This window comes from Bacteroides sp. CAG:189 (assembly GCF_000432295.1).
In the GTDB taxonomy this organism is placed as follows: Bacteria; Bacteroidota; Bacteroidia; order Bacteroidales; family Bacteroidaceae; genus Bacteroides; species Bacteroides salyersiae.
On record NZ_HF990965.1, the window covers coordinates 1 to 21,525 of the forward strand.

Sequence of the window (21,525 nt, forward strand, 5' to 3'; positions counted from 1 at the left end):
AGGAAGAGAGTAGGAGAAAAAATACAGCCTTGATCCTTTCTTTTGGTATCTTTTCTTTCGTATCAAGACGAAAGAAAAGTACACTCAGATGCTAACATCCTCAAACTTATACAGCTCCCAATCCCCGCTCCTCTCTTTCCTCTTAAAATAGAGAATATTAGAAAGCCCGTTCCCTATTCCCTTCAAGGCAACGATTTTGACATTAGAATCATCAATGCTTTTTTGTCCGTAATTAATGTTCGACAAACGGTCGGTGGGCAGTTCCGGTTTGAAGGCAAACCATTGATTCAGGTCGAGGGTTGTTTCCAGTACCGAAAAGTCGTCATCCGGATCGGTCGTGACAAAAGCCAATGGCTGCTTGATACGGCGGCTCTGAAACAAGCTATCGGTGGCAAAACGCCCGAAAAACTCTACAAAATCTTCATTATCCCCTTTTTCAAGCGGGCGCAGATCGATCGCTTCCAGTATCCACGCTCCCTTTATCCGTTCAAAGTAATATTTCTTCATCTTATGAGTCCGGATAAAAATCCACTCCACTTGCACGGATGTCAGCGTGGTGTCTCCTACTAAATCCATATCTTCCTCACGATCGAAAAGAAGAGTATAATAATTCTGTTTCGTAAACAGGTCATCGTGCTTCCAATACTTTTTATCTATTTTTGAAGGCTCGTCACCGTTGTAGTAGGACAACGGAAACTTAACGCGTTGCCGTTGCAACTCGTCATCAGAAGCAAAGTTATAAATGAAGTCATCGAACGACTCGTCCGCCTCTGTCGGTTTCGGTTCTTCCGGTGCCTTCGGACGGTGGAGCGTATCAGCCCGATGAAGAGCCGAATCCACCTCATTGGTAAGGGATGCAAAAGGGTCAATCTCCGTCTTCTTATTCCCGCAGGAAGCAAGAAGAGCGAGAGCCATGACTCCCGCAATAAGTTTTTTCATTATTTCAGTTTAGCTCTTAATTTCTCAAGCATATCTACCGTCATACTTTCCAAATCATAAGCCGGCTTCCAGCCCCACTCTTCACGAGCGCAAGTATCGTCCAGGCTATCAGGCCAACTGTCGGCAATGCGCTGTTTCAAAGGATCTACCTGGTAAATCATCTTAAAATCGGGCACATGCTTACGGATGGCTTCATAAATAGCCTCCGGATCGAAACTCATGGAAGCGATATTGAAAGCATTCCGGTGAACCAGCTTTTCCGGATCGGCTTCCATCAGCGAAATGGCGGCATTCAAGGCATCCGGCATATACATCATATCCATCAGCGTGCCTTTGGCAATGGGGCATACAAAAGTTTCCCCTTTTACGGCAGAATAGTATATATCGACAGCATAATCCGTCGTACCACCGCCCGGAGGGGTCACATTGGATATAATTCCGGGAAAACGGACGGCACGTGTATCGACACCGTATTTATTATGATAATAGTCGCTCAGCAACTCCGTAGTCACTTTGGAAATGCCATACATGGTACGCGGACGCTGGATAGTATCTTGCGGAGTCTTCGTATGAGGGGTATCCGCCCCGAACGAGCCGATGGAACTCGGAGTAAAAACAGCGCAACCGTGGATGCGTGCCGTTTCGAGCACATTCCAAAGACCGTCGATACCGATCTTCCAAGCCAATTTAGGTTTTGATTCGGCTACCACAGACAGCAAGGCGGCCAAATTATAGATAGTGTCAATATTATATTCCTTCACTACAGACTCGATCATCCCGGCATCGGTTACATCAACCACAGCCGAAGGTCCCGATTCCTTTAATTCTCCTTTAGGCTCCGCGCCCGGTATATATCCGGCTACAACATTCTCATTTCCATAGCGATTACGCAATTCCATCGTGAGTTCCGAACCGATCTGTCCGGTAGCTCCAATTACCAAAATATTTTTCATTCTTCCAACTTATAGAGTATATTAAGCTAAATGGTGCGCAAAGTAAGTACTTTTTTTCCATTTTTATAGCAAATAGTCATTGTTATTTGAAGAAAAATAATGTCCTTTGCATAGAAACTAAAATTCCAAACGCTATGTACGGTAAAATGAAAGAACACCTCAGCAATACGCTTGCTGAAATTAAGGAAGCCGGCCTCTATAAAGAAGAACGACTGATTGAAAGTGCACAACAAGCAGCCATCACTGTAAAAGGAAAAGAAGTGTTGAACTTCTGTGCCAACAACTATTTGGGACTCTCGAATCACCCCCGCCTGATAGAAGGGGCAAAGAAAATGATGGACCGTCGCGGGTACGGCATGTCTTCCGTCCGGTTCATCTGCGGAACGCAAGATATCCACAAAGAACTGGAAGCAGCTATTTCCGATTATTTTCAGACAGAAGACACCATTTTATATGCAGCCTGTTTCGATGCCAACGGTGGTGTGTTCGAACCGCTCTTTACCGAGGAAGATGCCATCATCTCCGATTCATTGAACCATGCTTCCATCATCGACGGTGTGCGTCTTTGCAAAGCAAAACGCTACCGCTACGCCAATGCCGATATGGCTGAACTGGAAAAATGCCTGCAAGAAGCTCAGGCACAACGTTTCCGTATCATCGTTACGGACGGTGTCTTTTCGATGGACGGCAACGTGGCTCCGATGGATAAAATTTGCGATCTTGCCGAGAAATACGACGCCCTGGTTATGGTAGACGAGTCTCACTCTGCCGGAGTGGTAGGTGTTACGGGACACGGCGTAAGCGAGCTGTATCATACTTACGGACGTGTAGATATCTATACCGGCACATTGGGTAAAGCTTTTGGCGGTGCATTGGGAGGATTCACCACCGGACGTAAAGAGATTATCGACCTGTTGCGCCAGCGCAGCCGTCCTTACCTGTTCTCAAACTCCTTGGCTCCGGGCATTATCGGTGCCAGTCTCGAAGTATTCAAGATGTTGAAAGAGAGCAACGCGCTCCATGACAAGTTAGTAGAGAATGTCAGCTATTTCCGCGACAAGATGATGGCTGCCGGATTCGACATCAAACCGACCCAAAGTGCCATTTGCGCCGTCATGCTGTATGATGCCAAATTATCTCAAGACTATGCAGCCCGTATGCTCGAGGAAGGTATCTATGTAACGGGATTCTATTATCCGGTTGTGCCGAAAGAACAAGCACGCATCCGCGTCCAGATTTCTGCCGGACACGACAAGGTTCATTTGGATAAATGTATCGATGCGTTCATCAAGGTGGGCAAAGAACTTGGCATATTAAAATAATGGAAGAACTTACCCTCACCACCCCCGCCCTCTTGTTTTCAGCAGTTTCTCTGATTCTGCTGGCATACACGAATCGTTTCTTATCGTATGCCCAGTTGGTTCGCCAATTGCGCGACCGCTATATGGAAAATCCGACGGATATCACCGTAGCCCAAATAGAGAATCTGCGTAAACGGCTCAACCTCACCCGTACGATGCAAGGATTGGGCATTGCCAGCCTATTTTTCTGTGTAGTCAGTATGTTCCTGATTTATATCGGGCTGCAACTACTTTCGGCATACATCTTCGGACTGGCATTGCTCCTGCTGATTGCTTCATTGGGAGTATCATTAAGAGAGATACAGATATCGACCCGCTCACTGGAAATCTACCTGAGCACGATGGAACGGGGAACGCCTAAAAAGAAATAAGAAAAGGGAGTGTGTGAACACTCCCTTTCGTATTATCTGTACGGTATATCTTCAACAGAAACTTATTTGCGCTGTCCCAGTTGAGAATCGATAAAGAAGATTCCTGCATCACCGGCTTTCTTGATCTTATCAACAATACCTTGTGCAGTTGCTTCTTCTTCCACCTGTTCGCGAACAAATCCCCAAAGGAAATCCTGAGTAGCATTGTCTCTTTCGGCAGAAGCAACAGATACCAGTTCGTCAATCATTTTAGAAACATGGCATTCGTGCTTGTAAACGTGCTCGAACACTTCCAACGGAGTACCCCATCCTGAAGGAACTACGTCTATTTTATCAACTTTAGCTACACCGCCACGCTTGATAATATAATCGGCCATGACATAAGCATGTTCCAACTCTTCCTGAGATTGCTTTTTCATCCAATTGGCAAATCCGCTAAATCCTTCTTTTTCAAAGTAGAAAGACATAGACAAGTACAGGTTAGCAGACCACATCTCGGCAGTTATCTGCTCATTAATTGCATTTTGTAATTTTTCTGAAATCATAATCGTTTGTATTTATTTGATTGAAATGATTACAAAAATAACAAGAATACTGTTTAATTTGTTCAACCGAATCTCTTTTTTTTAATTTATTATACAAACTCGTCCGAGAGATATCCTTTAGGCAACTCACGACAATTATAACCGGACGCCATAATTTCGCCATAAGCACCGGCGGAACGTAGGGCAATCAAATCCCCGCGTTTCACCTTGTTCAAGTCTATCGCCTTGCCGAAAACATCGGACGATTCACAGATCGGGCCTACCACATCGTACGTTTGCATCGTCTCGTCCGAAGTGAGGTTCTCCATCTTATGATGTGCCTGATAAAGAGCCGGACGGATCAAATCCGTCATCCCGGCATCGAGTATGGCAAATTTCTTGTTTACCCCTTGCTTCACATACAGCACTTTAGAGATAAGCGTGCCACACTGCCCCACCACAGCGCGTCCCAACTCAAAGTGCAAAGTCTGGTGAGGCCGCAACTTCAACTGTCCGGCATACGTAGAGAAATAACTCTTGAAATCCGGAATCGACTGACGGTTGGGGTGATCATAATCAATGCCCAGTCCACCACCTACATTGATATGTTTCACAAATATCTGACGCGCCTCAAGCCTGTCCTGCAACTCGTTCACACGATTACAAAGGGCTATGAAGTCTCCCATATCCAATATCTGCGAACCGATATGGAAATGCAGGCCGATGAAATTGACATTCTTCATCTCCTGCGCCACATCGATCACCTTATCCATATCTTCCATGCTGATGCCAAACTTATTCTCTGCCAGTCCGGTAGTAATATTCGCATGGGTATGCGCCCCCACATTCGGATTGATACGGAAAGCGACATTGGCCACTTTGCCTTTCGCGGCAGCCAGTTCGTTGATGACCTCCAGTTCGGGGATAGACTCTACATTGAAACAGAAAATGTTGTAATCCAGACCGAGTTCAATCTCCCAATCCGCTTTGCCTACACCGGCAAAAACAATCTTCTGTGCCGGGAAACCGGCTTTCACCGCCGCACGAATTTCACCGCCACTCACACAATCGGCTCCCAAGCCACTCTCACGGATTATGGTAAGTACCTTCGAATTGGCATTCGCCTTTACAGCATAATGCACGTCAAAACGTTCGTAACGGGCAACTTCTTTATTGACGGCATCCAGCGTATCGCGCAAAACTTTCGTATCATAGTAATAAAAAGGAGTACGCAACTCACGAAACTTATCAATAGGGAATATTCCTTTCATAAAAAAACTCTTTGTTTAGCTTCGTCCACAGAAAAGACAGAGGGCACAGAGTTTTTATTTTGATTACCGAACAATTTAAAACTCCGTGTCCCCTGTGTACTTTCCGTAGTGAAATGTGATTATATTATTTTCCGTTGAACAGCATATCACTCAGCGACTGCAACGCTACCTTCTTATCGCACTCACGAATGAGGAAAGAGATGTTGTAGTTGCTGCCACCGAACGAGATCATACGCACCGGAATGTCTCGCATCGCATCGAGCGCTTTCGCTTCAAAACCGACATTCTCCCATTCAAGATCACCTACCACACAGATGATACACATTTCTTTATCGACAGTCACCGTACCGTATTTCTTCAAATCATCCAGAATTTCATTCAGATGCTTGGTATTATCAACCGTCACGGACACTCCCACTTCCGATGTGCAAATCATATCGATGGAAGTCTGATAGCTCTCGAAGATCTCGAACACCTTGCGCAAGAAACCGTGAGCGAGCAACATACGGCTGGATTTTATCTTGATAGCGGTGATATTGTCTTTGGCAGCTACCGCCTTGATCTTCCCTTTCTCCGTATCATTGGAAATCAGTGTACCCGGTGCTTCAGGGTCCATCGTATTGAGCAGGCGAACAGGTATATTGGCATACTTGGCAGGCTGAATACAGGTAGGATGAAGGATCTTTGCACCAAAATACGCCAACTCGGCAGCTTCTTCGAAGTGCAACTGACGCACCGGTGCCGTCTTGTCTACGATGCGCGGATCATTGTTATGCATACCGTCGATATCCGTCCATATCTGAATTTCGGAAGCATTGATGGCGGCACCGATCAGTGAAGCGGTGTAATCACTGCCACCACGCTGCAGATTGTCGATCTCACCGTAAGCATTACGGCAGATGAAACCTTGCGTAATGTAGATATCCGCATCCGGATAAAGTTCCAGTTGCGCCAACAATTTCTCTTTTATATAGATAGGGTCGGGTTCTGCGTTTTTATCAGTACGCATGAATTCTAAAGCCGGAAGCAATACGGACTTCACGCCACACTCCTGCAAATAGAAGTTCACCATGGCGGTAGAAATCAGCTCGCCTTGTGCCAGCACTACCTTCTCTTCGAACAAAGTGAATAGGTCCTTCGTATACGAACGGATGTAGTCGAAATGAGATTTGATAATTTCCAATCCTTTCTGTTTATATTCCGGCGTAGCAAAAAGTTCGTCAATATGCTGTTTATATTTAGTTTCCAGCTTATTGATAATCTCGTTGGCACCTTCCGGATTCTTCTTGTACAGATAGTCGGAAATCTCCACCAATGTGTTTGTCGTACCCGACATAGCCGAGAGAACAACAATCTTTTTTTCACCATCGGTAATCAATTTGGCTACTTCCTTCATCCGCTGTGCAGAACCTACGGAAGTTCCTCCAAACTTTAAAACTTTCATTTTCGTTACTGTATTAAAATTAGTATGTATAATTAATTATTATTTCCTGCAAATTCACCGGTCACATCTTTAATGCAATGCTCCGCACACCGGTACACGCGGCCGGGATATTCTTTCAGCAATTGCAGATTGTGGGTAGTCATCACCACCAATGAGCCCGATTCACAAATATTATGCAACAGCTCTACGATAGCCTTTCCCGTTTCCACATCAAGATTTCCCGTAGGCTCGTCCGCCAGAATGATAGCCGGCGAGTTGAGCACGGCACGCGCTATCACGATACGCTGCTGTTCGCCGCCGGAGAGCTCATTAGGCAACTTATACCCTTTGTTGCTCATGCCGACCAACTGCAACACCTCTTCGATGCGTTCTTTTATCTCCATCTTGTTCTTCCAGCCGGTAGCTTTAAGCACGAATTCAAGATTATTGTAGACGGTACGATCCGTCAGCAACTGGAAATCCTGAAACACGATGCCGAGCTTACGCCTCAACTGCGGAATATATTTACGCTTGATAGTCCGCATATTATATCCCAAAACCTCCGCTTCACCGTCGGCAATATCGAGTTCACCATAAAATGTTTTCAATAAGCTCGTCTTACCCGAACCTACCTTTCCCACCAGATAGACAAACTCCCCTTTGTGCAACTGCAACGTGACGTCACTCAACACACAGAGTTCCTGCTGGTGTATCTCTACATTATTATATGTAATTAATGTTTCGTCCATGAGCCGCTATGTCTTACCTGCAATTCGCGTGCAAGGTCCTCGATGCGATAACCTTTGGAAGTCAACAGAACAATGAGGTGATAGATCAGATCAGACCCTTCATAAATCAACCGTTCGTTGGTTCCATTCGTAGCTTCGATCACTGTCTCTACCGCTTCTTCGCCTACTTTCTGGGCAATCTTATTGATGCCCGATTCGAAAAGACTGGTAGTATATGATTTTTCCGGCATCTCTTCGTGACGCTTGTCGATGAAATCCTGCAACAATTTTAAGAACATGACCGGCTCTTCATTCTTTTCACCCCAACAAGTATCCGTACCCGTATGACAAACAGGCCCTACAGGATTCACCTGAATCAATAGCGTATCATTATCACAATCCGCCTTGATAGAAACTACGTTCAAGAAGTTACCGCTCTCCTCCCCTTTTGTCCAAAGGCGGTTCTTAGTACGGCTGAAGAAAGTCACCTTTCCAGTTTCCACTGTCTTCTCATAGGCTTCCTTATTCATGAAACCGAGCATCAACACCTTACGGGTGTCATTGTCTTGTATAATAGCGGGAATAAGCCCGTTCATCTTATCAAAATCCAACATAATGATATTTACTATTTTACGATTTTACTATTAACTATTTCAACTGCGCCACCTCATCATCAGCAACGCCCCGGCTTCAGGAATCTCCTCCTTCTCCCTTCTCGATTTTCCCTTCTCCTTTCGTATCCTCTCTCCGTATTATCTTCTTTTCCATTTGATCCCAACTATTGAAACCCATAGTTCCAATAAGATGAAACCCATTGTTTCAACAAGATGAAACTCATTGTTTCAATAGGATGAAACTCACCGTTCCAATAAGACGAAACTCATTGTTTCAATAGGATGAAACTCATCATTGCAATAGGAAGCCCCGTCATTCAAATAAACTGCATGGCACTTCTCCCCTCTCAATTCTCCCTTCTCCCTTTAATCAATCCTTCATCTCACCCATATTCCTTGCCCGCAAAGATACGATTTTAAATCGGGAATCTTTATTTCTCCGAAATGAAAAACGCTGGCAGCCAATGCGGCATCTGCTTTCCCTAATGTGAAAGCATCCCGAAAATGCTCCATATTTCCCGCTCCACCCGAAGCGATGACCGGAATGGAGAGTTGATCAGCCAGCGCAGCAAGAGCTTCATTGGCATATCCGGTTTTCACACCGTCATGATTCATGCTGGTAAAAAGAATTTCACCGGCACCGCGTTCCTGAGCTTCCTTCGTCCATGTCAGCAGTTCCCTGTCCGTTTCGACACGCCCGCCATTAAGATAACATTTCCAGCCATTCTCCGTCATCTTTGCATCTACGGCAAGCACACAAACCTGTGACCCGAAATGCTTCGCAATGTCGTCAATCAACTGCGGATTACGGATAGCAGACGAATTAATGGATATCTTATCCGCTCCGGCGTTCAACAAACGGTCTACATCACCCAATTCGTTGATTCCTCCACCTACCGTAAAAGGAATATTGATATTGGCTGCAATCCGCTTTACCAGTTCAGCAAAAGTCTTACGCCCTTCGTGACTGGCTGTGATATCAAGAAAAGTCAGTTCATCTGCTCCCTGCTCGCTATAAGCACGCCCCAACTCGACCGGATCACCGGCCTGGCGGAGATTGACAAAGTTAGTTCCCTTTACGGTTTGTCCGTCTTTGATATCCAGACAAGGTATAATTCTTTTTGCTAACACAATATTATCTACAATTTATTCCCTAAGATGATGATCATTTACCTGCGTCCATACAAACAATTTATCTGCATCCACACAATACCTCCGATCGCCAACACATAGGTACCCATTACTATTTCACAACTCAAATCAATCTATAAAACGACGAAGGTCTTTCAGCGTGATATGACCCTCATAAAGCGCCTTGCCAAAAATAACGGCAGGCACTCCGGCTTCATGAAGCGCTTCTATGTCACCGATATTGCTTACTCCACCGCTCGCTATCAGATAAAGAGCAGGATACTCAGCAAGTATCTCCTTGTACAGCTCGATGGAAGGCCCTGCAAGCATGCCGTCACAACTGATATCCGTACAGATCACCTTTTCTATCCCCTTATGGATATACTCTTTCAAAAAAGGAAAAAGTTCGCAGGCGCTTTCGTCTTTCCAACCGTTGACGGCTATCTTATGATCTTTCACATCAGCTCCGAGAATAATCTTCTCACACCCGTACGTGTCGAGCCAATGGCTGAACAACTCCGGATTCTTCACTGCAATACTTCCCCCCGTCACCATCTGCGCACCGCTCTCAAAAGCTATAATCAGATCCTCATCGCTTTTCACTCCACCACCGAAGTCTATAACCAGCGACGTGCGGGTAGCAATCTGTTCCAGCGTACGATAGTTCACCACGTGGTTGGAAGCCGCTCCGTCAAGATCCACTACATGCAAGCGGCGTATTCCGTTAGCCTCGAATTCTTTGGCCACTTCCACCGGATTCTCGTTGTACACCTTCTTACTGTCATAATCTCCTTGGGAAAGGCGAACGCATTTCCCGTCGATAATGTCAATAGCCGGAATAATTTCAATCATCTGTATCTGTCTATAATTTATTTCTTATCAAGAAAGTTTCTTAAAATCCTCTCTCCTGCCGCACCGCTCTTTTCAGGATGAAACTGCGTGGCATAAAAATTATCTTTATGCAACGCTGCACTGAAAGGGTGTATATAGTCCGTTTCCGCTGCTGTAAATTCGCAAACGGGCACATAAAAGCTATGCACGAAATACACAAACTCATCCTGCGTAAAGCCCTCGAACAAGTCACTTTTCAGGTGTCCGATCGTGTTCCATCCCATATGAGGCACTTTATCTTCATGCTTCTGAGGAACAAAACGTTTCACCGGAACATCAAAAATGCCCAGACAATCGACCTCTCCCTCTTCGGAACGACTGCACATCAACTGCATCCCCAGACAAATTCCCAATACCGGCTGCCGCAGATTTTTTATCAGTTCATCCATTCTGCTGGCCCGAAGATGTTTCATCGTCGTCTCCGCTTCTCCCACTCCGGGAAAAATCACCTTATCGGCAGCCTGCAACACCTCCTTGTCAGCAGTAATCACCGCTTCTACCCCAAGGCGTTTCAAGGCATAATCCACTGAACGGATATTTCCGGCATTGTATTTTATTACAGCAACGTTCATCCTTATTTTAGTTGAAAGTTGAAAGTTGAAAGTTGAAAGTGAAAATTACCTTGCCGTGGCAACGGTCCGGTAATCGGCACTGACAATCATTCACTGCCAACTAATTAAATATTACGGTTTTATTCTTATAAGCCAATACCTTACGCTCGATATGCTTCTGTACGGCACGCGAAAGGACGATCTTCTCCAAATCTTTTCCTTTATTCACAAGGTCTTCAATGGAATCTTTATGCGTAATGCGAACCACATCTTGTTCGATAATAGGTCCGGCATCCAGTTCGGTTGTCACATAATGGCTGGTAGCACCGATAATTTTCACCCCTCTTTCAAAAGCGGCATGATAAGGCCGGGCACCCACAAAAGCCGGTAGGAACGAGTGATGAATATTAATAATCTTATTAGGGTACGCACTGATCATCTGTTCGGAAATCACCTGCATATAACGGGCCAGCACGATAAAGGTGATATTATTCTGCGCCAGCAACTCCATTTCCTTGCGTTCCTGTTCTTCCTTTGTTTCTTTGGTAATGGGAAAGAGGTGAAACGGAATGCCAAAACGCTCGGCTACGTGTTGCAAATCGGGATGATTGCTGATGATCAAAGGAATCTCCACATTCCACTCGCCCGCCGTATACCGTGCCAGCATATCAAAAAGGCAGTGTGACATCTTGGATACAAAAATGGCCATGCGCGGTTTTACATCTGAAAAATAGAGACGGAAGATCATATCGTACTTCTGCCCATAAAGCGTTTCAAAATAATCTTCTATTTTCTCCTTCGGAACTAAAAAGTCTTTCAATTCCCATTCTATACGCATAAAAAAGATATTCTCCACATGGTCTACGTACTGATCCAGATAGATAATATTCCCTTTGTTTACCGTGATAAAGTCTGTCACTTCCGCCAGGATTCCCGGTTTGTCAGGACAGTGCAATAACAGTTTGGCAGTTGTCATCATTGTATTTACTATTTAACTACATTCATACGGTATCATTTCACCGTCTACGATTTTAGCTTGCAAAAATAACTAATTATTGCAAAACACCGAATAATTTGAGCAAAAAGTTTACTTTAAAAGCAAGAAATATAACAGATAGAAAGAACAGAGCCTTAAATCCGGATGTAATAAACAAAAAACAATACCAGCACAGTCAAAATAAGACTTTTCTGTTCAAACATAAAAAAACGACAAAAAAGAAGACCATCCGACAGAAATCGGCAAAGGAACAGATCAAAAATTCTTTTTTTATCCTATATAGAAACATCTCACAATGAAGCACTAAGAAAAAAACTGCTAATATATTCACAAAAAAACTTTTTAAAACTATTGCACATTACGTAAAAACAGCTACCTTTGCACCCGCAATCGAGAGAGATAGCTGATTAAAATGAAATATTGGTGCGTTAGTTCAGTTGGTTAGAATACATGCCTGTCACGCATGGGGTCACGGGTTCGAGTCCCGTACGCACCGCGATAAACATTGAAAATCAATCGTTTACAAAGAAGACATCCAGTTTTACACCCACTAATGTAAAACTGGATGTTTTTAGTTTTTCATTCTTCCCTGCTGCTGATTTAGGCTACATATCAGCATTCTTTTTGGTTTTCCTTACCACATGATCACTCTGGTCTTGCCGGTACGCCGACGACCGGTAAGTACAGTCATTTGTAATCGACTTAACCGGTTCAAAGAAAGAAGATACACCTCACAATCGGCTGATGTTTGTATATTCACGGTAGTTCCCATTCTGTTATAAAAGAGGGGTAGTCACAAACAGAATCATTAAAAAAACTATACCCAATTATCCACTCATTGCCATTAACGTCTATTCTTAATAAACGGAAAATACCAGATACAACAAACCCTATTGATTTGTCATTTCATTCTGACGAATCAACTATCCATTTCTTTTGATTGTTGCCAATATACCCTCTTGTAGAAAAAGCCTTTCTAATTCAGAGGTGTCTAAAATTTCTTTCTCTACATTAAACTTATCCATATCAAAAACTCATCCATGCTGAAATATTCTGTTCCAAAACAAAATATAAACTATTGAAAGAATAATAACCTTTTATGATTTCATTTATTATCATAAAAGTATCATCTTTAACATCAGCCCAACCAACCACCGCAACACCAAGCAGTTTTGTCCTATACAAATGAGATAAAACGATCTATAATGACTAAAAATCCAATCGAGACGACACACTGTGTAACTTTCTACACAAGTAGCCTCATATGTCCATCCATTTCCAGTTTCAACATAGCTTCATCTCCCAATAAGACTGATTGATTGCAAAATCAGCAACCATATTTCAAACTAAAATCCGGCAATAACCCTGCTAATACATTCATCCCAGAAAAAAAGACATAATGAGATAAAATACCGCCGCCAACAATCCACTTACCGGAATAGTCAGCACCCAAGCAGTCATCAGATTTTTAGTAACTCCCCACCGGACTGCTGAAAGTCTTTTAGTAGCCCCCACTCCGATAATAGCTCCCGTAATGGTATGTGTCGTACTAACCGGAATCTTCAAATACTCCGTCAGATACAACGTGAAAGCACCGGCAGTCTCCGCGATAACTCCCTCTAAAGGGGTCACCTTGGTTATTTTGGTTCCCATAGTCTTTACAATTTTCCACCCACCGGACATCGTACCCAATGAAATAGCCGTAAAACAGGAAAATGCTACCCAATCCGGCAAATCATTAATGCTGTTTATCCCCATCCCCAAACCTTCAGAATGTCCTGCTATCATGGCAGCAGCAATAATCCCCATCACTTTCTGAGAATCGTTCAAGCCGTGCCCGATACTGAACAAAGCCGAAGAGACAAGCTGCAACTTCTTAAACCAGACTTCAGCAGTATGGGGATGTGCCCGTTTACAGATATAAAGCACCAACAAAGTAAATCCGAATGCAATAACCATGCCTATCAAGGGGGCCAGGAAGATGAAAGCCGCAATTTTCAATATGATATTCATCTGAATGGCCTCAAAGCCGTGAGCCATGATGGCCGCTCCCGCAAAACCGCCGATTAACGTATGCGATGACGACGAAGGAATGCCCTTCCACCAAGTAAACAGATTCCAAACAATGGCAGCTATCACTCCCGCCAAGATGATGGGTAATGTAATATACGACTCTACTACCGTTTTCGATACAGTGTTGGCTATGCCAAAGCCCCCGATGATACATTTGGCAATAAAGAAAGCTACAAAATTAAAGAATGCAGCCCATATCACTGCCTGGAAAGGGGTCAGTACTTTGGTAGATACAATAGTGGCAATTGAATTTGCCGCATCGTGAAAACCGTTGATGTAATCGAATATCAGAGCCAATACAATGATAATCACTAATAATTCCATGTGCCGTACCTGTATTTATGCGTATTTCACAATCAAACTTCTCAATATCTTGCCCACATGCTCTGCCGCATCAGTGGTCTTTTCCAGTTCGTGTACAATTTCTTTAACCTTGATGAGTTCAATACAGTCTTTCTCTTCCTCAAAAAGTTTGGTAATAAAGAGTTCATAAATATCATCTGCTTGATTCTCGATATCGTGCATCTTTGAGCAATACCCACGCAAGGTATTCGGATTCTTACGAAAAGTCTCAAGCTCATCCATCGCTTTGACAATATAGTCCGCCTCCTGCCGGATCATACGGCTCAGTTCCTTTCCACTCTCAGAGATGGGGCGAGGATTATAGATGGTAATACGTTTTGCACAACTATTTATTCCGTCAATTACATCGTCAATGCTCGAAGCCAGATCATGAATGTCCTCACGGTCAAACGGTGTAATAAAAGTGGTACCCAGTTCATCCAAAATCAGATGGGTAAGCTTATCTCCTTCACGTTCCATATCCTTGATCTGTTTATAATAACCGGCTCTTTCTTCAGGCGAATCATGCTTCAGGCTCTCCACTAAAAGCTCCGATGAAGCGACCAGGATTTCAGACAATTGTTTCAACAAAGGAAAAAATTTGGGTTCTTTGGGTGTAAACCTACTAAAAAAAGAATTTTTCATAAATGTATATATTTTAAATTATTTCGTTTGTTTACGGGATTTCAGCCGGGCGCGCACCACCTCGACCGCAGCAGGCAATACTGATACCGCTATGATGGCGACAATCAGCAGTTTCAGATTCTCCTGTACGAAAGGAAGATCTCCGAAGAAATATCCTGCGTAACAGAATATGGCAATCCACAGTGCTCCGCCTATCAGATTGTACAGCATGAAATAGTAATAATGCATACTCCCCATTCCTGCCACAAACGGAGCAAACGTACGGACTATGGGCACAAAACGTGCAAAAATAATAGTCTTTCCGCCATATTTTTTATAAAACTCATGGGTTTTCTCAAGATGGCTTCGCCTGAATATCCTGGAATTGGGATTACTGAACAGTGTCCGCCCAAAGAAGCGTCCTATCATATAATTACAGGAATCACCCAGAACTGCGGCAACAAACAAAATCAAGAACAGCATATTCACATCAAGGGGCGTATCGGGCAATGCCGCAATAGCACCTGCCACAAAGAGCAGAGAGTCACCCGGCAGAAAAGGTATTACCACCAGACCGGTTTCACAAAAAATAATCAGGAATAAAATGACATACGTCCAGGTATGGTATTCCTGTACGATATCAATCATATATTGATCGATATGAAGAATAAAATCCAATAAAAAATCCATTTTGTATGATTAATCAGTACTTAAATAAAAAAACAAGTACAAAGAGAGAAGAAACTTTCAAAAAAAAGAAAGCATTAAATAAGAAAGCACTAAATAAGAATACGTCTCAGCGTATAGATATAATATCTATAAGAGAAATTGAATGGATTGATACTGAATGAAAAGGAGGTTGTTTTTTCTTCGGGAAGCAAAATCTTCAGAGACTTCACAATTCTGGCAATGATAGAGGCCGTATTATTTCTTAAAATCTTGGAGGGAGAATTACAACGGAATGAAAAGTTATTTCCTATACTGACATCATCCGTCTGGTTATCGTAAGACTCACATTGTATCCCGGCTTCATAGTGATTGAGAAACTTTTCCGACAAGGTATGCCATTTTTCAGGATGATGCTGTGTGTCTACTATGGCATGCAGTGTCTCGCATTCCTCTATATCACCGGAAACAGATACCACTTTTGATATAAGGAATAACCCCAACAACATATAGAAGATATACTTCACCATAGCGGCCGCAAAGATAGAAAGTATTTTTAAGAGTAAAAACCATTCAAACTTTTATTTTCACTTTCCTTATCAGGCCTATCAAATTAACCAGCTTTTTATGTCTTATCCCAATGGAACATCGAACGGGATACTCTGAACACCGTTCATCCATGCCAACCACAAACAGTCTCCCTTGACATCATTGCCCCCCCTTTAAGTTTTTCAGCAACCTCCCTGCCTTTGCGAATCGTTTCTCCGTACAGAAGCAAGCCATGTTATCAGCATCGGCCGGACAGGCTTCCGAATGCCATATGTGATAGTACTCTCATGCTCATTTTACAATTATAGACTTGATAAATCTTGCAGGAACACCGCCTACTATCGTATTTGCCTCCACATCTTTTGTCACGACCGCTCCGGCGCCGATGACGGCATTATCTCCAATGGTTACCCCCTGAAGAATCGTGGCGTTAGAGCCTACCCATACATTTCTGCCGAGAATGATAGGTGCAGGATAGGTCGTTTGACGCTCTTCCGGAGCCAAACCATGATTTAACGTGGCAAATACTACATTATGCCCGATCTGACATCCGTCACCGATCGTCACACCGCCATGATCTTGAAAATGACAGCAGGCATTAATGAATACACCTTCACCGACAGTGATATTCTTACCGAAATCGGCATAGAACGGTGGAAATACCCGCAGCGATGACGGCACTCGATAACCGAATAACTCGGAGAGCAATCCGCGTACTTCATCCGGTGTATGGTAGGCCGTATTCAGCCGGAAAGTGATACGTCTCGATTCGTTACTCATATCGTCCATAAAGCGGTGTATCTCCTCCGTATCGAGTGCCTTGCGGGTCTTTACATATTCCTTGAATTCGTTCGTAGTCATCTCTTATCTCCTTTCAAATTTTACGGGTACATCTCCGGCCACGCTCAAAGCCTCGATACCGCTACCGTCGATACGACCTATTTTAATCAAATCGTTGCTGTGCGACCAGCTTTTGCAAAAAATAGCGACATTACCCCACGGCACATAGATGGTAATGTCGCCGGGCACAGGAGTACAACCGCGTGTAACGCCCCCGGTCGTCAGAGCCGGAGAGGGATAGAAAATTTTCTCCGTTACATTGTTGTAATCGTTCAATGTCACTTCAAGCGGCAGACGCGAGAGGAAATCCCGTGCAGCAGCATTATCTTCCATCGTTGCGGTGACCGTGCGGTCACCGACCGTAATGTTTACAGCCAATGAAGATACATCGGGAGTTTCGGGTTGACCGGGAGTTTCGGATTGTCCGGGTGTAAACGGCTCGTCGTCGGAGCCCTCGCATGCTGCCATCGACAGGACGGTCAGCAGCATCATGGGAATCAATAATAACTTTTTCATTTCATTTCTTATTTTGATGCAAATATAGATGGTATCTGCCACATGCTTTGTAGACAAATCCCCGGTATTCATACCCGAATTACAGATTCTGCAAAAAACAATATGTCATTCGAATTAATCACTGCTAATCAGCATTCTAACATGGATTACAGAATAGCTAACACGAATTACGGATTATGATGCTCATAATATGAATATCCGAAATAAAACACTTATTTTTGTAGTGGAGTAAACAGATGCCAGTGGAGTAAACTGATGCCGAATGATGAAATAAACAGATACCGATATGGAGAATATAATAAAACTGGAAACCATTCAAGACTATAACAATTTATTGGGAACAAAAACCCTGCATCCTTTAGTCAGTGTAACGGATCTTTCTACCCTAAAATCGATCAGACATTGCCGGAAGAACTTCGGTTTTTATTGTGTGTTCTACAAAGAACTTGCTTGCGGAACACTTCAGTATGGCCGTAATAAATACGATTATGAAGACGGTACACTGGTTTTTATCTCTCCGGGGCAAATAGCCGGCATCAATGATGACGGAGAAACCGTGAATCCCAAAGGCATCGTGCTGATGTTCCACGCGGACTTGCTATACGGAACTCCCCTCGCCCGCAGGATAAAAGACTATACTTTTTTCTCTTATGAATCTAACGAAGCCCTCCACATGTCGGACCGCGAACGCCGGATCATCCTGAATTGTTTTCACGAGATACGCGAAGAATTGGAGCACACCATCGACAAGCATACCAAGCAGATTATCACTTCCAACATAGAAACTTTGCTCAATCATTGCGTGCGCTTTTACGAACGCCAGTTCGTGACCCGCGAAGTGGTCAATCGCGACTTGCTTACCAATTTCGAACGAATACTTCAACAGTATTTCGATTCGGAAAAGACGTCTACCATAGGATTGCCATCCGTACAGTATTGTGCCGAACAGATGCATCTTTCTCCGAACTATTTCGGAGATCTGGTGAAAAGGGAAACCGGAAAATCGGCACAAGAATATATTCAGTTGGCCATCATGGAAAGAGTAAAAGAATTGTTGGCCGAAAGCAATAAGACAATCAGCGAAATAGCTTATGAGTTAGGCTTTAAATATCCACACCATTTGAGCAGGATATTCAAGAAAGTTATCGGAATTACTCCGAATGAGTATCGCCTGCAAGTGGTATAAAGAGAGCCGGGAATGGATGGAAATGAAGTTTTTAAACGGTTATTGAGGCGGTTTACTAAAAAAATCATATATTTGTTGAATGAAGGACAGGCATGCGATCCTTTTTATGCACGTATAGTTGTGCCGGAGACTTAAACTAAACCTTTTGAGTTAACCAAAGATGAAAGTATCAGAAGATGCTTTCTGTGATTATGTTACATATACACAATAATATTCATCTGTTCAACAAATTAATCTTAATCGCCCATGAAACAACCATCCAGCACTCGACGGAAACAAACCGCAAAAGCCGTCATTCTATTCTTTCTCGGAATTTCTGTTTTATGCTCCTGCCAAAGGGGAATTGACATTACAAAGATCGAAGCGATGCCCGAGGGGGCTGCCAAAGATTCGGCCATGTTGTACTATTATCAAGGAGTCAGGCCCGGTGACTTTGTTACCGTGAAGAAATCTACAAAGGACGAACTTAATGAAATCAATGATTCGGCTATTCCCATTTATCTGACTACGTCAGCCGAAGTGAAAAGAGACCAGGATCTTAACGTCACGAACAAGGTTTGCCAGATATTCAGGGGAGACACCTTACAGATTGTCGGCGGATATGACAAAAGTCTCTCGCGTGAGAAATTTATGCAAAAGACGGATTATTCGCATGCTGTAATAGTGAAGGCCATAAAAAACGGTAAAACGGTGGGAGAAGGCTGGTGCGATGCCGGTATGTTTAATCCTTTACAGCATAACTGGGCCATCGTTTTTTATCAACCGCAAGATGTTTTAGCATTACTTTTTATTTTCGGTGGCGCATTCTTTCTTGTTTTTCTGTTGTGGAAACTCATATACTGGCTTGTTGTAAGCAAAATCCGCAAGAACGTCTGTTTCTATCAAAGAGATAAAATCTACTTCAAGGCTATTTATCTGATTGTTTCGGCCCTTGTAGGACTATTCATCTTTTACGTAGACTACAACGAGGATCTTGTCAGCTCATTGAAATTCAATCCGGACTTTTTCACCCATTTCTCGGAATATCCGTTCATGCTAAAACTTCTGCCATTAATGATACTCCTCTGGATCGCCTCTACAATAGGAATGCTGTGGGAAATGATAAAGAAATTCAAAACATGGTGGCTCATCATCTATTTTCCCGGGATATGGTCGATCGGATTCCTGATCATTGCACTTATTTTTGCAACAAGCTGGTTGATTTATTTCATACTGCCGACAGTGGTCGCATTTGCTATCATGGCACTTGTCAAAGACAGCAGTTTCGTAAAGGCGATGGACAACAGCAGCGGTAAATCAAGCAAACCGGTTCTTGGATATAACGCACAGGGACAGCCCGTACGTGAAGGTGACGGTGGTGCCATTGCACACAGAACTTGGGACGAGTATGCGAACAGCAAATAGCAAGTTAGCCAAATGCCGTTTATTGCATCCATTTGCTACAATATCATCGCTTTCGCTAACACAGCAGTCCTGAAAACAATTAAAAATAGAGAACAGGTTGCATAATAAAGTAATTTACATGAGATATTTTCTGTATATTTCTGTCATATATGGATAAATATGTGATTTATCTCGGCATGCCAGGCTCATTATCCCGGCATGATAGACTCCGTTCCTCTACGAGGAACGGAGTAAAACTCTACGGGAAACACTGAAAGACTCTACGAGAAAAATCAATTCCGCCCTAAAACACATTTTGGAGCGCTAACTGATGACCGGAGATACACTGACTTCAAATATCCCAAAGCGTACTAAACACATTCTTCAGAAACAATTTACGCACTAAACATTCAAATAAAGAGACATTTGTCACACAATCAGCAATAAATGATACAATCCGAATAAGCCTAACCGGAAATAAAGGGGATTTTATACAGTTACCCCAACCTTCTCCCTAATGAAGGGATTCTGAGGATACAAGAATATCACTTTGTCATTTTGACACATTGAAAAGAAAAAATATCATCGGGCAAACAAGCATTTCAAACCGTCGTAAATTGCCGGAAGAGCAATCGTACCGTGTGTCTCTTCCGGAAATTTCTTTGAAACAACACGCAAGTTGCAACGTTCCATCTCCGGAATTACCGTATCCAGAAAGGTGTCAGTCAACGGAAAATGTATCAGATTCCTCTCGGTACGAGGACGGGTGGCAAAAGCAACATACAACTGTTTTCCATCAAAAACCGTTTTATCACCCCGCGTACCGGCCTGTTTCAGAAAAGCTCCCTGATCCCACCACAAGCTGGGATCGAGTGCCATATAAGTATCGAACGATTCCGGATGATTCCACAAAACATGCAAAGCAAATAATCCTGCAAACGAATGGCCTACCAACATATTCTGCCCACCGACCGGAAATTCTTTTTCGATAGCCGGACGTAACTCTTCTACCAGAAAACGATAGAATTGTTCTGCACCCCCTCCTTTCGGTTCATCACCGGAACGGACAGTTCCGTCGCGACGGGCAGCCGAAGGGGTCGGTGTCAAATCTCTCGTACGGTCTGTATTCAAAACAGCCACTACGATGCAAGGAGGCAGCGAAGAGACTCTGGAAGAAGAAAAGAAACGGGTGAACCCTACCACCGTATGAAAGAAAGAATCGCCATCCAACAGATAAAGAACCGGGTAATTCCGTTCCGTCTCTCCGGGGTGCTTCTCAGGTTGATAAACCCAGTAGGCTCTCTCCTCGTTCAATAGCCGGGAAAACAGAGTATGACGTTCTCCTATGGAAATCGTCTCCTGCCCTTGTGCCCGAAAAGAAAATACCACACACATCGCAACGACACACAATAGAAATAATCGCTTCATTTCACCTTATTTTATTTAAGGCCGCAAAGTTCAGATAAAAAATCCGTTTTATCCATCCCCATTTTTAGGTATTATTTCTGCCTTTCCACCTTGTCGCCCACCCGTACTGTTCCCGGTCTTTGTGATAAAAAAACAGGAAAAGGAATAATTGCCAATTTATTCTG

22 protein-coding genes and 1 tRNA gene are annotated in these 21,525 nt (G+C 43.5%); 5 read left to right on the forward strand and 18 right to left on the reverse strand.

Features of this window, described 5'->3' with window-relative positions:
* Nucleotides 1-84 precede the first annotated feature (84 nt).
* A complete protein-coding gene (locus QVP90_RS00185; protein ID WP_021935357.1) occupies nt 85-939 on the reverse strand; it encodes a DUF4348 domain-containing protein in 855 nt (284 codons plus the stop codon).
* Nucleotides 939-1,892 (reverse strand): NAD-dependent epimerase/dehydratase family protein, encoded by a 954-nt coding sequence (locus tag QVP90_RS00190; RefSeq protein ID WP_005930922.1) that lies wholly within the window; start codon nt 1,890-1,892, stop codon nt 939-941. Before QVP90_RS00190 ends, QVP90_RS00185 begins: the two co-directional genes overlap by 1 nt.
* Nucleotides 1,893-2,026: 134 nt before the next feature.
* Here QVP90_RS00190 and kbl point away from each other — a divergent pair, with 134 nt between their 5' ends.
* Together kbl and QVP90_RS00200 are read left to right on the forward strand one after the other, a co-directional pair.
* Nucleotides 2,027-3,214, forward strand: a complete 1,188-nt coding sequence (gene kbl, locus QVP90_RS00195; RefSeq protein ID WP_021935358.1) for a glycine C-acetyltransferase — start codon at nt 2,027-2,029, stop codon at nt 3,212-3,214.
* Nucleotides 3,214-3,624, forward strand: a complete 411-nt coding sequence (locus QVP90_RS00200) for a DUF2721 domain-containing protein (RefSeq protein WP_007481978.1) — start codon at nt 3,214-3,216, stop codon at nt 3,622-3,624. Before kbl ends, QVP90_RS00200 begins: the two co-directional genes overlap by 1 nt.
* Before the next feature lie 62 nt (nt 3,625-3,686).
* On the opposite strand, the gene QVP90_RS00205 is transcribed toward QVP90_RS00200, so the two are convergent.
* The 9 genes from QVP90_RS00205 to purU all read right to left on the reverse strand — a co-directional run bounded on the left by QVP90_RS00205 (nt 3,687) and on the right by purU (nt 11,736).
* A complete protein-coding gene (locus QVP90_RS00205; RefSeq protein WP_005930912.1) occupies nt 3,687-4,169 on the reverse strand; it encodes a ferritin in 483 nt (160 codons plus the stop codon).
* An 89-nt stretch (nt 4,170-4,258) separates the two neighbouring features.
* Complete coding sequence (gene lysA, locus QVP90_RS00210) at nt 4,259-5,419, reverse strand: diaminopimelate decarboxylase (RefSeq protein WP_021935359.1); 1,161 nt, start codon at nt 5,417-5,419, stop codon at nt 4,259-4,261.
* A 124-nt stretch (nt 5,420-5,543) separates the two neighbouring features.
* A complete protein-coding gene (locus QVP90_RS00215; RefSeq protein WP_005930909.1) occupies nt 5,544-6,863 on the reverse strand; it encodes an aspartate kinase in 1,320 nt (439 codons plus the stop codon).
* Nucleotides 6,864-6,895: 32 nt separating this feature from the next.
* Entirely contained in the window at nt 6,896-7,591 is a 696-nt protein-coding gene (locus QVP90_RS00220; RefSeq protein WP_021935360.1) for a cell division ATP-binding protein FtsE, read from the reverse strand.
* Nucleotides 7,576-8,187 carry a bifunctional phosphoribosyl-AMP cyclohydrolase/phosphoribosyl-ATP diphosphatase HisIE gene (hisIE, locus tag QVP90_RS00225; RefSeq protein WP_025820103.1) on the reverse strand — a complete coding sequence of 204 codons (612 nt, stop codon included), beginning with the start codon at nt 8,185-8,187 and terminating at the stop codon, nt 7,576-7,578. Before hisIE ends, QVP90_RS00220 begins: the two co-directional genes overlap by 16 nt.
* Before the next feature lie 375 nt (nt 8,188-8,562).
* Nucleotides 8,563-9,315, reverse strand: coding sequence for an imidazole glycerol phosphate synthase subunit HisF (hisF, locus tag QVP90_RS00230; RefSeq protein ID WP_005930903.1), 753 nt, complete (start codon nt 9,313-9,315; stop codon nt 8,563-8,565).
* 129 nt (nt 9,316-9,444) lie between these two features.
* Nucleotides 9,445-10,167 (reverse strand): 1-(5-phosphoribosyl)-5-[(5-phosphoribosylamino)methylideneamino]imidazole-4-carboxamide isomerase, encoded by a 723-nt coding sequence (gene hisA, locus QVP90_RS00235; RefSeq protein WP_005930901.1) that lies wholly within the window; start codon nt 10,165-10,167, stop codon nt 9,445-9,447.
* Between the two features lie 17 nt (nt 10,168-10,184).
* Nucleotides 10,185-10,778, reverse strand: coding sequence for an imidazole glycerol phosphate synthase subunit HisH (gene hisH, locus QVP90_RS00240; protein WP_007481972.1), 594 nt, complete (start codon nt 10,776-10,778; stop codon nt 10,185-10,187).
* Between the two features lie 100 nt (nt 10,779-10,878).
* Entirely contained in the window at nt 10,879-11,736 is an 858-nt protein-coding gene (gene purU / locus QVP90_RS00245; RefSeq protein ID WP_005930898.1) for a formyltetrahydrofolate deformylase, read from the reverse strand.
* Nucleotides 11,737-12,176: 440 nt separating this feature from the next.
* Here purU and QVP90_RS00250 point away from each other — a divergent pair.
* A tRNA-Asp gene (locus QVP90_RS00250) sits at nt 12,177-12,250 on the forward strand.
* Between the two features lie 881 nt (nt 12,251-13,131).
* Here the strand turns inward: QVP90_RS00250 and QVP90_RS00255 are convergent.
* From QVP90_RS00255 to QVP90_RS00280, 6 genes are all read right to left on the reverse strand, one after another.
* Entirely contained in the window at nt 13,132-14,151 is a 1,020-nt protein-coding gene (locus tag QVP90_RS00255; protein ID WP_005930870.1) for an inorganic phosphate transporter, read from the reverse strand.
* 15 nt (nt 14,152-14,166) lie between these two features.
* Nucleotides 14,167-14,814, reverse strand: a complete 648-nt coding sequence (locus tag QVP90_RS00260; protein WP_005930868.1) for a DUF47 domain-containing protein — start codon at nt 14,812-14,814, stop codon at nt 14,167-14,169.
* Between the two features lie 18 nt (nt 14,815-14,832).
* Entirely contained in the window at nt 14,833-15,483 is a 651-nt protein-coding gene (locus QVP90_RS00265; RefSeq protein ID WP_005930866.1) for a DedA family protein, read from the reverse strand.
* A gap of 89 nt (nt 15,484-15,572) precedes the next feature.
* The gene (locus QVP90_RS00270; protein ID WP_021935363.1) at nt 15,573-15,989 is read right to left on the reverse strand and encodes a hypothetical protein; all 417 of its coding nucleotides are present in this window, start codon (nt 15,987-15,989) and stop codon (nt 15,573-15,575) included.
* Between the two features lie 310 nt (nt 15,990-16,299).
* Nucleotides 16,300-16,869, reverse strand: coding sequence for a sugar O-acetyltransferase (locus tag QVP90_RS00275; RefSeq protein WP_005930857.1), 570 nt, complete (start codon nt 16,867-16,869; stop codon nt 16,300-16,302).
* A 3-nt stretch (nt 16,870-16,872) separates the two neighbouring features.
* Nucleotides 16,873-17,364 carry a cyclophilin-like fold protein gene (locus tag QVP90_RS00280; RefSeq protein WP_264380960.1) on the reverse strand — a complete coding sequence of 164 codons (492 nt, stop codon included), beginning with the start codon at nt 17,362-17,364 and terminating at the stop codon, nt 16,873-16,875.
* 286 nt (nt 17,365-17,650) lie between these two features.
* Here QVP90_RS00280 and QVP90_RS00285 point away from each other — a divergent pair, with 286 nt between their 5' ends.
* Together QVP90_RS00285 and QVP90_RS00290 are read left to right on the forward strand one after the other, a co-directional pair.
* Nucleotides 17,651-18,550 carry a helix-turn-helix domain-containing protein gene (locus QVP90_RS00285; protein ID WP_021935365.1) on the forward strand — a complete coding sequence of 300 codons (900 nt, stop codon included), beginning with the start codon at nt 17,651-17,653 and terminating at the stop codon, nt 18,548-18,550.
* 246 nt (nt 18,551-18,796) lie between these two features.
* Nucleotides 18,797-19,954, forward strand: a complete 1,158-nt coding sequence (locus QVP90_RS00290) for a hypothetical protein (RefSeq protein WP_021935366.1) — start codon at nt 18,797-18,799, stop codon at nt 19,952-19,954.
* Nucleotides 19,955-20,515: 561 nt separating this feature from the next.
* Here QVP90_RS00290 and QVP90_RS00295 read toward each other — a convergent pair.
* Complete coding sequence (locus QVP90_RS00295; RefSeq protein WP_021935367.1) at nt 20,516-21,361, reverse strand: alpha/beta hydrolase; 846 nt, start codon at nt 21,359-21,361, stop codon at nt 20,516-20,518.
* Between the last annotated feature and the right edge of the window lie 164 nt (nt 21,362-21,525).

What these genes read in the sequence shown, in the direction of transcription:
- QVP90_RS00185 (WP_021935357.1), bottom strand. Translation starts at nt 939, where the DNA reads ATGAAAAAACTTATTGCGGGAGTCATGGCTCTCGCTCTTCTTGCTTCC.
- QVP90_RS00190 (WP_005930922.1), bottom strand. Translation starts at nt 1,892, where the DNA reads ATGAAAAATATTTTGGTAATTGGAGCTACCGGACAGATCGGTTCGGAA.
- kbl (WP_021935358.1), top strand. Translation starts at nt 2,027, where the DNA reads ATGTACGGTAAAATGAAAGAACACCTCAGCAATACGCTTGCTGAAATT.
- QVP90_RS00200 (WP_007481978.1), top strand. Translation starts at nt 3,214, where the DNA reads ATGGAAGAACTTACCCTCACCACCCCCGCCCTCTTGTTTTCAGCAGTT.
- QVP90_RS00205 (WP_005930912.1), bottom strand. Translation starts at nt 4,169, where the DNA reads ATGATTTCAGAAAAATTACAAAATGCAATTAATGAGCAGATAACTGCC.
- lysA (WP_021935359.1), bottom strand. Translation starts at nt 5,419, where the DNA reads ATGAAAGGAATATTCCCTATTGATAAGTTTCGTGAGTTGCGTACTCCT.
- QVP90_RS00215 (WP_005930909.1), bottom strand. Translation starts at nt 6,863, where the DNA reads ATGAAAGTTTTAAAGTTTGGAGGAACTTCCGTAGGTTCTGCACAGCGG.
- QVP90_RS00220 (WP_021935360.1), bottom strand. Translation starts at nt 7,591, where the DNA reads ATGGACGAAACATTAATTACATATAATAATGTAGAGATACACCAGCAG.
- hisA (WP_005930901.1), bottom strand. Translation starts at nt 10,167, where the DNA reads ATGATTGAAATTATTCCGGCTATTGACATTATCGACGGGAAATGCGTT.
- hisH (WP_007481972.1), bottom strand. Translation starts at nt 10,778, where the DNA reads ATGAACGTTGCTGTAATAAAATACAATGCCGGAAATATCCGTTCAGTG.
- purU (WP_005930898.1), bottom strand. Translation starts at nt 11,736, where the DNA reads ATGATGACAACTGCCAAACTGTTATTGCACTGTCCTGACAAACCGGGA.
- QVP90_RS00255 (WP_005930870.1), bottom strand. Translation starts at nt 14,151, where the DNA reads ATGGAATTATTAGTGATTATCATTGTATTGGCTCTGATATTCGATTAC.
- QVP90_RS00260 (WP_005930868.1), bottom strand. Translation starts at nt 14,814, where the DNA reads ATGAAAAATTCTTTTTTTAGTAGGTTTACACCCAAAGAACCCAAATTT.
- QVP90_RS00265 (WP_005930866.1), bottom strand. Translation starts at nt 15,483, where the DNA reads ATGGATTTTTTATTGGATTTTATTCTTCATATCGATCAATATATGATT.
- QVP90_RS00270 (WP_021935363.1), bottom strand. Translation starts at nt 15,989, where the DNA reads ATGGTGAAGTATATCTTCTATATGTTGTTGGGGTTATTCCTTATATCA.
- QVP90_RS00275 (WP_005930857.1), bottom strand. Translation starts at nt 16,869, where the DNA reads ATGACTACGAACGAATTCAAGGAATATGTAAAGACCCGCAAGGCACTC.
- QVP90_RS00280 (WP_264380960.1), bottom strand. Translation starts at nt 17,364, where the DNA reads ATGAAAAAGTTATTATTGATTCCCATGATGCTGCTGACCGTCCTGTCG.
- QVP90_RS00285 (WP_021935365.1), top strand. Translation starts at nt 17,651, where the DNA reads ATGGAGAATATAATAAAACTGGAAACCATTCAAGACTATAACAATTTA.
- QVP90_RS00290 (WP_021935366.1), top strand. Translation starts at nt 18,797, where the DNA reads ATGAAACAACCATCCAGCACTCGACGGAAACAAACCGCAAAAGCCGTC.
- QVP90_RS00295 (WP_021935367.1), bottom strand. Translation starts at nt 21,361, where the DNA reads ATGAAGCGATTATTTCTATTGTGTGTCGTTGCGATGTGTGTGGTATTT.